The following is a 5,415-nucleotide window of genomic DNA, read 5'->3' as shown; positions in this document are numbered from 1 at the left end:
CACCTCGCGAAGGATGTGGATGCTCTCGGCTTCGAGGCGGTCGAGGTGGGAGAGCGTGGGCGTGTCAATCATGTATGGGAACTCTCGAGCTGATCCGGATCGATGGTGGACGCGACGACTGTAGCGGTGGTGGAGCCGGGCAACGTCCCAAGGGTGGTGGCTGGCGGGTAGTCCAGACCCTCATCGCGCAGCAGGAGGCGGAGCTTGTCCAGTTCATCATCGGACACCACGCGACCTCCCTCACGGTAATAGACGGATTTCGCCGCCTTCTCCAGCCGCTCCGGCAAGCCCTTCTTCAGCAGTCCGGACACGAACGGCTTGATGCCGGATTCGTGCAGCAGGTTGTTGAACCGGGTAAAGCGCGCCGCACGCTTGCGATTGGCGAACGGCAACAGCGCATCGGACGGTACTGATATCCCGAGGAACGTGAAAAGGTCGCGAAGCGTCGGTTCGGGCTCGGCGACAAGGCGCTCGAACGACAGCACGCAGATGTTCTCCGGGGCGAAATGGCGCTGGTACTCACGCAGTTGTTCGTTGTATCGGCTGGCGCCGACATAGAACTGCGAATTGCCCCAATTGGCCCGCTCGCCCAGCGCCAGTTCCTCCTCGACCAGCGCCAGCAGCGGCCGGTTGGTGACGCCGTGCGCACGGTCCATTTCGTAATGCGACCGGATCCGCGCCACCGGGTCGCGCAGCAACGCCATGATCCTAGCCTCGGGGTTGTAGGCGTGGATGTTGCGCGCGGCGACCTTCGAGGAGAAGTAGAAGGTCGAGCATTCGCCGATGACCGGTTGGCCGGCAGCGCCCTCGAACAGGCGCTGGTAGTGCTCGAACGCGGTCACCCAAGCCAGGCCGACGGTCGGGCGATCCGGCGAGTCAAGATAGGCGGCGATATCGAGGCGGGTCTTCTTGTCGAAACTCGGCGCGAGTTGTTCTGCGACGTCGGGACAGAAATGGCCGGGCTCCTTGATCGGCGACAGGAACACCTGCGGATGTTGCCGCAACAAGCGGTCGACCGAGGTGGTCCCGGCCTTCGGCGCGCCGACCAGGAAGAAGTTCGCCTTGGGGGTCGATGGCTTCATTTGATTGCTCGCTCCTGGGCGTACTCGTGGCGGCATCGCCAGGCCCCGCGCGCCATCATCGACAACAGGGCGATCTCTCCGCCGACCGTCGCGAAGGCCGCGCCGAGCGCGTGGTACAGCGGGATCAGCGCGACGTTGAGGGCAACGGTCACCACCGCGGCCAGCGCCATCGCCCGCACCCGGTAACCCATCTGCGACCGGTTGAGCAGGACCGCGCCCACCGAAGTCGACAGGAAGCGCAGCGGCGGGCACAACGCCAACACCATCAACACCGCGACCACGCCGCGGTATTGCTCGCCGAACGCGACCGGCACGAACCACGGCGCCAGCAACGCCACGGACGCGCCCACCAGCAGGCCCAACGCGAGCATCCCGGCAATCCCCTGGCGATAGACGCGGCGGAACTTCGGCTTGTCGTGCACCGCCCAGCGGTGCAACTTCGACAGCAGGTACTTCTGATAGATGGTCCCGGGAATCAGGTAGATCGCCGACATCACCGCCATCGCGATGCCGAACAGACCGGCCTGGACGTTGCTGTCGAGGTACTTCAGCAACACCGTGCCGATCTGGAAGAACACCGGATACAGCAGCGCGGTGGCGCCATACACCCACGACTGCGACCACAGGGTCGCAATCCCCGGCACCACGACCGCCCCCTCTGGTTCGACCCGCGGCCCGTGGCCGTGCAGCTTCACCTCGCCACGCATCAGCGCGACCATCGCCGGCATCCCGAACGCGACGATCGCGATCGACAACACGCCATAGCCCGCCGCAACGAAGCCCACGCCCAGCGCAGGCATCAGCAGCAGCAACGACGCGATCGCCAGCCGACCGCCGGGAACCAGCAATTGCCAGCCGGACAGCGCGTGGTAACGCTCCTCCAGCCGCATCTTGTTGCCGACCAGGTCCGTCGTCAGCAGCGCGAGAATCACTGGCAGCAGTGCCAGCAACGTGAACCGGGTCGCCGCGCCGGGCGCGATCGTGAAGGCACAGGCCACCACGATCGCCAGCGCCAGCGCGGTGGTGATGGCGCTGAACCGCAGGGTCGAGCGCAACCACCGGTCGGCGCCCCACCCCTCCACCCCATAGACCATCAGCCGGAACCGCGACAGCCCGAAGCCGGCAAGCGGCGCGACGATCGTGACCGTCGCCAGCGACGAGGCGAACAGCCCGTAGTCGGCCGCCCCCAGCTGGCGGGCAAGGATCGTCTGGGTGAGGAACACCATGCCGGCGCCCACCACGGTCGCCAGCGACAGCGACGACAAGGCGACGACGGCCCGCCGCATGCCCGGCCGCATCACCAGCGTGTCACCGACGGATCCCATCACTGCGCCGCGGCATGGACGGCGGATCCCGGCATCCGCAACAGTTCGCCATAGACCGCCACCGTCTTGGCGATGACCATGCGCTCGTCGAAATCCGCCAGCGCCTTGGTCCGGGCGGCATCACCGAGCCGGCGCAGCAGCACGCGGTCGTCGTCGAGTGTGGCCAGCTGTTCGGCCAGGGCCTCGGCATCGCGCGGGGCGACGTGCAGCCCGTCAACGCCGTGGCGGGTGACGACCTCGCGGCAACCTGGCAGGTCGGTTGTAATCAGCGCCAGTCCGCTTGCGGCACCTTCGATCAGGCTCTTGGGCACGCCTTCGCGGTAGTAGCTGGGCAGCGCCATGATGTCGGCCGAGCGTAGCAGCGCGGGCATGTCGTCGACATGGCCCAGCCAGTCGACCAGACCCTCATCCACCCAGCGTTCGACCTGCGCACGATCGACCGAACCGGGATTGCCCGGATCGGGCATGCCCGCCAGCAGGAACTTGATGTTACGGCCGCGCTGCCGCAACAAGGCCGAGGCCTGGACGTACTCGCCGATGCCCTTCTCCCACAACAGGCGCGCGGCAAGGACAACCCGCAGCGGTCGCGGCTCGCACTCCCCGTTCGGCGGACAGAACCGCCCGGTGTCGACGCCCGAGCTACGGATCAGGCGGATGTTGTCGGACTCCACCAGGCGGGCGCGGGTGAACGCATCGGCATCGTCGGGATTCTGCAGGATCAGCCGGGAGTGGCCGCTGCCGAGCGTGCCCCGGATCAGCGCGCTCACGATCGGACGCAACGCGCGGGCCTTGGCTCCGTTGCTGGTGAAAACGTAGCCCATCCCGGCAACCGCGTTGACCACCGCCGGGACCTTGGCCAGGCGTGCCGCCAACGCGCCGTAGACCGCGCACTTGACCGTGAAGTTGTGGATCAGGTCGGGCTGTTCGGCCTTGACCACCTGCAGCAGTTCCCGGACCGTCCACGCTTCACGCGCCGGATTCAGGCTGGCACGATCCATCGTCCCCAGGGTGACCCAGCGGATGCCGTGGTCGGCGAACCGTGCCCCGAAATCGCCCGGTGGCGAAAGCATCACCACCTCGACCCCCTGGCGGGCCAGGTGAAGCGCGGTGGACAGCCGGAAGTTGTAGAGGTACCAGTCGGTGTTGGCGAAGAAGACGAATTTCATCCGTGGCTCAGTCGGCATAGAAATTGGTGGCCAGCGAAATGTCGCTGGCATCCTTGATATCAACGTGGGGCCTGGTCCCCTCCCGGCCATCGACCGACGCCCATTCGGGACTGTTGCGGTTGAGTTCGACCCGGCGGGTGTTGTTGTTGCGGAAGTGGTTCTGGCTCACCCGGTAACCTCGGGTTCCGCCGCGCAGCCCGAGGCCGTGCAGGCGGTTGTGGCGGATGCGGTTGCCGGCGATCCTGCCGTCGATGGCGCCGATCGCGAGGATCCCGTAGCCGCCATTGAATTCGATCAGGCAGTCGATCACGGTGACGTCGTGGGAACGCTTGTAGATCTGCAGCCCGTTGCTCGCGTTTCCCTTCATCAGGCAGTTCTCGATGTGCACACCGATGGTGCTGTCGGGACCGTCCGGCTCGATGTCGATGCCGCACTCCGGCGCCGTTCCCGAGGTGTCGGTGAACTCGGAGTCGAGCACCCGCACGTTGCGCGAGCCACCGATCGAAAGGCCCTGGCGCCGGTTGCCGCTGCAACGAACGCCGGCGATGACGACGTCCTCGCTCAGGACCCGCCGCTTCCTGCCTGGCGCCCACTCGCCACCGATGCAGAGGCCGTCGCCCCAGCAATCGGACAAATGCATATCCCGGATGGTCACGCCCGAGGCGGCCCTGACGTGGATGCCGTAGCCCCATTCACCGGTCGTGCCGAGGTGGCGATGGCGGTCGCCGGAGATGCGCCCGCCGGAGACCTCGACGTCCTCGGCCCGATGGATGCGGATGACACGGGACCGCTCGGCGCCATTGGACTTGGCCAGCAGTTCGGCATCCGGCGCCAGTTCCAGGTGCATCCGGCTGCGCAGGCGCACACCCCGGATCGGGTCGATCAGGTACCGGCCGGGCGGAACAACGACGGTGCCGCCATCGCTGGGCAAGGCATCGACAGCCTGCTGGAAGGCATCGGTATCGTCATGGCTGCCATTGCCGCGTACCCCATGCTCGCGCACGTCGATCCGGGCGCTGCCGCGAGCCCGACTCGGCGCCACGGACCGGCGAACCGTCGCCGGGCCCGGCATCGGCGCGGCCTCGCAGCCGGTCACGGCCATCGCCAGGCCCAGCCATGCGGTTCGGCCCAGCAGCGTTCGTCGGGAAATCGATTCCGGTGTCATGCGCGGAAACTGTCATGGAAGTCATGAAGGATGCGTCGTGGCTCCGCAGCCGTTGCGTCGGTGCGGCACTCGGGTCGACGCGCTCCGGGGCGAAAACCGGACAGACCCTTAATGGCCTCGCACGTTGCGAACAACAAAAAAAGGCCGGACACATCATCGGATGTGTCCGGCCCGTTTTCGGTCGCGACCGCCGGCCCTGCCGGCCGGCGTCGCAGTGCTTGCCTTACTTGGAGTAGAAGTTGGCGTTGATCCGGATGTTGCTCGCGGTGTCACTCACTCCCAGGTGCGACTGGGTGCCATTCCGGCCGGACACCTGACCGGTCATGCGGCTCCAGTTGGTCGCGCTCCATGCCAGGCTGGCGCCCACGATGCCGTGGTTGCGGGTGGTGTTGTTGCGGAAGTAGTTGCCGCCCGCCGCGTAGTCCCGGGTGTCGACACTGATCGACAGGCCATCCAGGCGGTTGTGCCCGATCCTGTTCGCGCTGATGTTGCCGGCCTTGGTGCCGATGGTCAGGATGCCGAAGCCGTCGTTGCGCTCGATCTGGCAACCGGTGATCACCACCTCGCTGACGCGGTGGTAGACCAGGATGCCGTTGCCCTGGTTGTTGCGGATCAGGCAATCCTCGATGCGGATGTTCTCCGCCCGGTCCATGTTGTGCTTGTCGGGCTCGATATCG

General features: G+C 66.6%; 5 protein-coding genes. All 5 read right to left on the bottom strand.

Annotated elements, in window-relative coordinates; all coding sequences use genetic code 11:
* Positions 1-68: 68 nt before the first annotated feature.
* Positions 69-1,082: a sulfotransferase family protein gene (locus SNE34_RS14600; protein WP_332618354.1), complete on the bottom strand. Its 1,014-nt coding sequence runs from the start codon at positions 1,080-1,082 to the stop codon at positions 69-71.
* On the bottom strand, positions 1,079-2,407 hold the full coding sequence (locus tag SNE34_RS14595) for an oligosaccharide flippase family protein (protein ID WP_332618353.1): 1,329 nt from the start codon (positions 2,405-2,407) through the stop codon (positions 1,079-1,081). The genes SNE34_RS14600 and SNE34_RS14595 overlap by 4 nt, the downstream gene beginning before the upstream one ends.
* Complete coding sequence (locus tag SNE34_RS14590) at positions 2,407-3,573, bottom strand: glycosyltransferase family 4 protein (RefSeq protein ID WP_332618352.1); 1,167 nt, start codon at positions 3,571-3,573, stop codon at positions 2,407-2,409. The genes SNE34_RS14595 and SNE34_RS14590 overlap by 1 nt, the downstream gene beginning before the upstream one ends.
* Positions 3,574-3,580: 7 nt before the next feature.
* Positions 3,581-4,675 carry a right-handed parallel beta-helix repeat-containing protein gene (locus SNE34_RS14585; RefSeq protein WP_332618351.1) on the bottom strand — a complete coding sequence of 365 codons (1,095 nt, stop codon included), beginning with the start codon at positions 4,673-4,675 and terminating at the stop codon, positions 3,581-3,583.
* Between the two features lie 286 nt (positions 4,676-4,961).
* Positions 4,962-5,415: right-handed parallel beta-helix repeat-containing protein (locus SNE34_RS14580; RefSeq protein WP_332618350.1), on the bottom strand; the 454-nt coding region annotated here is incomplete at its 5' end.

It is taken from the genome of Novilysobacter erysipheiresistens (assembly GCF_036663935.1).
In the GTDB taxonomy this organism is placed as follows: domain Bacteria; phylum Pseudomonadota; class Gammaproteobacteria; order Xanthomonadales; family Xanthomonadaceae; genus Novilysobacter; species Novilysobacter erysipheiresistens.
The sequence above is the reverse complement of the archived record's forward strand: the minus strand, read 5'-3'. Positions and strand labels throughout refer to the sequence as shown.

What these genes read in the sequence shown, in the direction of transcription:
- SNE34_RS14600 (WP_332618354.1), bottom strand. Translation starts at nt 1,082, where the DNA reads ATGAAGCCATCGACCCCCAAGGCGAACTTCTTCCTGGTCGGCGCGCCG.
- SNE34_RS14595 (WP_332618353.1), bottom strand. Translation starts at nt 2,407, where the DNA reads ATGGGATCCGTCGGTGACACGCTGGTGATGCGGCCGGGCATGCGGCGG.
- SNE34_RS14590 (WP_332618352.1), bottom strand. Translation starts at nt 3,573, where the DNA reads ATGAAATTCGTCTTCTTCGCCAACACCGACTGGTACCTCTACAACTTC.
- SNE34_RS14585 (WP_332618351.1), bottom strand. Translation starts at nt 4,675, where the DNA reads ATGGCCGTGACCGGCTGCGAGGCCGCGCCGATGCCGGGCCCGGCGACG.